Here is a 3,467-nt window from a genome sequence, read left to right as displayed (position 1 = left end):
GGGGACTCTGCCCGGTGGGCCGGATGTCCAGTCCGGCGCGGGCGCCAATGCGGGTCAGGACGTCGCCCATGGTCACGGGGCCGAGTCCGCTCTTGAGGACGGTCTTCCATCGGTTGTGCATGGCCCGGCAGGCGAAGCTGTCCGGGCCGGCGTCCTCGCCCGGCTCCTGCTTCCAGCGGCACCATGCGCGGACCGGGCAGAGACGGGCTCGTGAGCCGTAGGGCACTTCGACCGTGCGGGGGGCCACCTTGGACACCCGGACATCCACGATGAGCCCCCGGCCCTCGGAGTCCCCGGCGATGTCGCGCACCCGGAGACAGGCCAGTTCCTGTTCGCGGCCCGCGATGGCGAAGTGCATCGCCGTCAGGCTGAGGTCCCGCCCCCCGAACCGGTTGCGCGGCAGGGTGGCGGCGACCTTCTCCATGTGCCGCACGAGCAGGTCCGGCGCCGGGTCCCGGCCGCGCATCTGTCCGGCCTTCTCCGTCTCCTTGACCGTCCCCCGAAGCAGAGCGCGGGCCTCCTCGGCGACGGGCTCCTGCAGCTGCAGCTTGAGCTGGCGGCGCGCGATGACGACCAGCCCGGACAGGCAGCGGTCGATGGTGGAGGGGACGGCGAGCTTCCCCGGCTCCCGGCCGGGCCGGGGCAGCCGGGCGGGCTTGGGCGGCCGAGCGGGCTGGTGCCAGCACCATTCCACGAACGTCACGAGGGTGCCGGAGCGGACAGCAACCGCTGGGGCGACCCCCGCGCGAAGCTGCTGGCCGGAGCGAAGTGGACGGCCGCCGAGCCGACAGTGCTCACCGCGGTGCGGTAGGCGGGACACCCACCCCTCAGGGGGAGGGGATGTCAATCAGGTGACGGCGGGCTGGCGCTTGCCGAGTCGTGTGCGGAAGCGGGATCTTGAAAACGCCCGGAGGCGTATGCAGGATCGAGATCGCGGAAGCGCCCAGGAGGAATTCCGTACTCACGGCGAAAAGCGGCCCCGAAGGCGAAGGCCGTTGAGTAGCCGACCTGCCGGGCGACCGCCGCCAGAGGGGCGTCAGTCTCCCTGAGCAGGCGGGCCGCGCAGGTCAGACGCCATGAGGTCAGATACGTCATCGGCGGTTTGCCGACTACGGAGGTGAACCGTTTGGTCAGTGCCGTTCGCGAGATGCCCACGGCCTCGCTGAGCCGCTGCACCGTCCATGCCTGGTGCGGGCTGGTGTGGATCTCGCGTAGCGCGGCGGCGATCACCGGATCGTTGGTATCCGGCCGGTCCGCCTCGTGGTCCTGCTCCAGCCACTGACGCAGGACATGGGTCAGCAGCAGATCCAGCAGCGCGGGACGGGTCACCGAGGAACCCGGCCTGGCGTCGGACACGTCCGCACCGAGCATGTCGACCAACGACCGCACTTGCACATCCCGGTCGTAGTCCGGCGAGATCACGATAACGTCCGGCAGCGCTCGGAGGTAGTGATGGATCGTCCCGTGATCGAGCCAGTATGCGCCGCAGAGGAATGCCACGTCGGACGGTTCGTCACCCGGTGCGCTCGCACGCAGGACGGCCGGACGCAACTTCCGCAGTACACCCGGCGCGTGGCTGAGCCCGTGCTCGGCGCCAGACGGAGCGAGGACTACGTCGCCCGGCCTGAGTGCCCGGGGTGGGCCTGTGGATGTGATCAACCAGGCTGTTCCCCGCACGAGGACGTGGAAGCCGCTCATCGTCATTGAGGGGTGGCGCATGCCCCAGGCGCCCGACTGTTTGACCCAGCAGGCCTGGGCGCGCCCGACCCGCACGCTGCCGAGTGCCGCACTGAGAGTGTCCATGAAGGCGATCATACGTAGCGGGCACAACCCCGGTTGTACGCACGCGTATGCGGCCGCATCGCTGGCGTATGCCCCGGTCGTCGGGCGGCTGGTTAAGTGATGGGTGGTCGTGGTCGTCCACGACCGGCCCGCAGCGCACGGCAGAGCGTAGGGGCACCCCATGAGAGGAGCAGTGGACAACGCATGTCTGATACGGCGATCGAACACTACTGGGACACATTGGTCACCCCCTACGAGCTATGGGCAGAGCCCACTTCGGCGCGGCTCGCGAGCGCGGCACTCGACCTGATCGCGCCGAGCACCGGCTCCTCCGTTCTGGACGTGGCCGCCGGCACTGGCGCACTGGCGCTGGCCGCCGCCGAGCGCGGACTCCACGTCCGCGCGATCGACAGCTCCTCAAGGATGGTGGACCGCCTGACGGAGCGCCTCGGCTCTCTTGCCGGATGCTCCGCCGAGGTGATGGACGCGACGAAACTGCTGTATGACGACGACGAGTTCGACGCTGCGTTTTCGGTCCTGGGGGTGATGTACTTCGGGCCCGCGACAATGACCGCGCTGACCGAAATGGTCCGGGTCGTGCGACCCGGGGGCGTGATCGGCGTCGTGCACTGGGCGCGTCCCGTGGGCGGAGGGCCTATGTTCCTGCCCCTGGCCCGGGCGGTCGAGCGCCTGGACGATCCCGAGGTGGGGACCCTTGAGATCCCTGTGACCACCGCATACCTGGAAGGCCCGGAAGTCGAGGAGGCTCTGAGGGGGGCAGGCTGTACCGACGTACAGTCCGAGACGGCCGTCGTGGACTCACCCACCCCGGCGCCCGAGACGTTTCTGGCCGAGCTCGATCCGTTCTTCGGGATGTTCCCGCAGTACCGCGCCGCGGTCGCCCGCCACCCCGACCGCTTCCGGGCGCTGGTGGCCGAGGAAGTACGGCTCGTGGAAAGGGGAGAGAACGGCCACCCCGTCGCGCACGCCAACATCGCGTACGGGCGGGTATCCCACTGACCTGGCAGTGGGCTGGAACCGACACGGCCCCTGGAGGAACGGCTGCATGACATGCGGCGTCCGGAGGCATCCGCACGACAACAGGTCGGCCCTACCGGTGCCGACAAGGGATCACCGGACTCCACAGCCTACTGTGCTGACCACAATCGGGCACGGGTCTGCCAATTGAACGGCCCTGTCTCACACCCGGTGATGACGGAGCGTGCCGCTGTCCGAGGAGGATCCGGTGGCGAAGCAGGATGAAGCCTGATCGTCCGTGCATCTGGCGCGCGATCCGCTTGGTTTTGGTGTTGACGCCCTCGGTCGGGCCGTTGCTGTACGGAAGCGTGAGCGCGGCGATCACTGCGTCCCGGTCTCGGTCCAGCCCCCGGGCGAAGGAGTGCAGCAGATGCGGCAGATCGGTCGCGCGGGCCTGGACGATCCAGCGTGAGAGCCCGTCGGCGTTTCCTTCGCGAGGCGTCAGGAGCTGGGCGAAGTCCGCGATGTGAGCGGCCAGTTAGGTCAGAAAACGCACGCTCCCACCCGCATCAGCCCCCTGGCAGCACTGCGCCCCACCGGTTGACACCGGTGGGGCGTAGAAACGGCCCACAATTCGCCAACAGCGTCCCTGTACGGTGCCGGGCCGGTTCGGGTGCCGGGATCAGATGACGCGGATGTTCTCCGCC

General features: G+C 69.1%; 3 protein-coding genes and 1 pseudogene. 1 reads left to right on the top strand and 3 read right to left on the bottom strand.

The features are described 5' to 3' along the window. Both IEZ19_RS49460 and IEZ19_RS49455 read right to left on the bottom strand, forming a co-directional pair. Positions 1-703: site-specific integrase (locus IEZ19_RS49460; protein WP_506005022.1), on the bottom strand; the 703-nt coding region annotated here is incomplete at its 3' end. A gap of 140 nt (positions 704-843) precedes the next feature. After that, positions 844-1,803: an AraC family transcriptional regulator gene (locus IEZ19_RS49455; protein ID WP_189317907.1), complete on the bottom strand. Its 960-nt coding sequence runs from the start codon at positions 1,801-1,803 to the stop codon at positions 844-846. A gap of 183 nt (positions 1,804-1,986) precedes the next feature. Between IEZ19_RS49455 and IEZ19_RS49450 the strand changes: the two genes are divergently transcribed. Beyond that, positions 1,987-2,802 (top strand): class I SAM-dependent methyltransferase, encoded by an 816-nt coding sequence (locus IEZ19_RS49450; RefSeq protein WP_189317906.1) that lies wholly within the window; start codon positions 1,987-1,989, stop codon positions 2,800-2,802. A gap of 211 nt (positions 2,803-3,013) precedes the next feature. Here the strand turns inward: IEZ19_RS49450 and IEZ19_RS49445 are convergent. After that, positions 3,014-3,280 (bottom strand): annotated as a pseudogene (locus IEZ19_RS49445) (transposase); the annotation flags it as partial. Between the last annotated feature and the right edge of the window lie 187 nt (positions 3,281-3,467).

It is taken from the genome of Streptomyces brasiliensis (genome assembly GCF_014647875.1).
GTDB lineage: Bacteria > Actinomycetota > Actinomycetes > Streptomycetales > Streptomycetaceae > Streptomyces > Streptomyces brasiliensis.
Note: the sequence above shows the minus strand (reverse complement) of the source record. Positions and strands in the feature narration are given on the sequence as shown.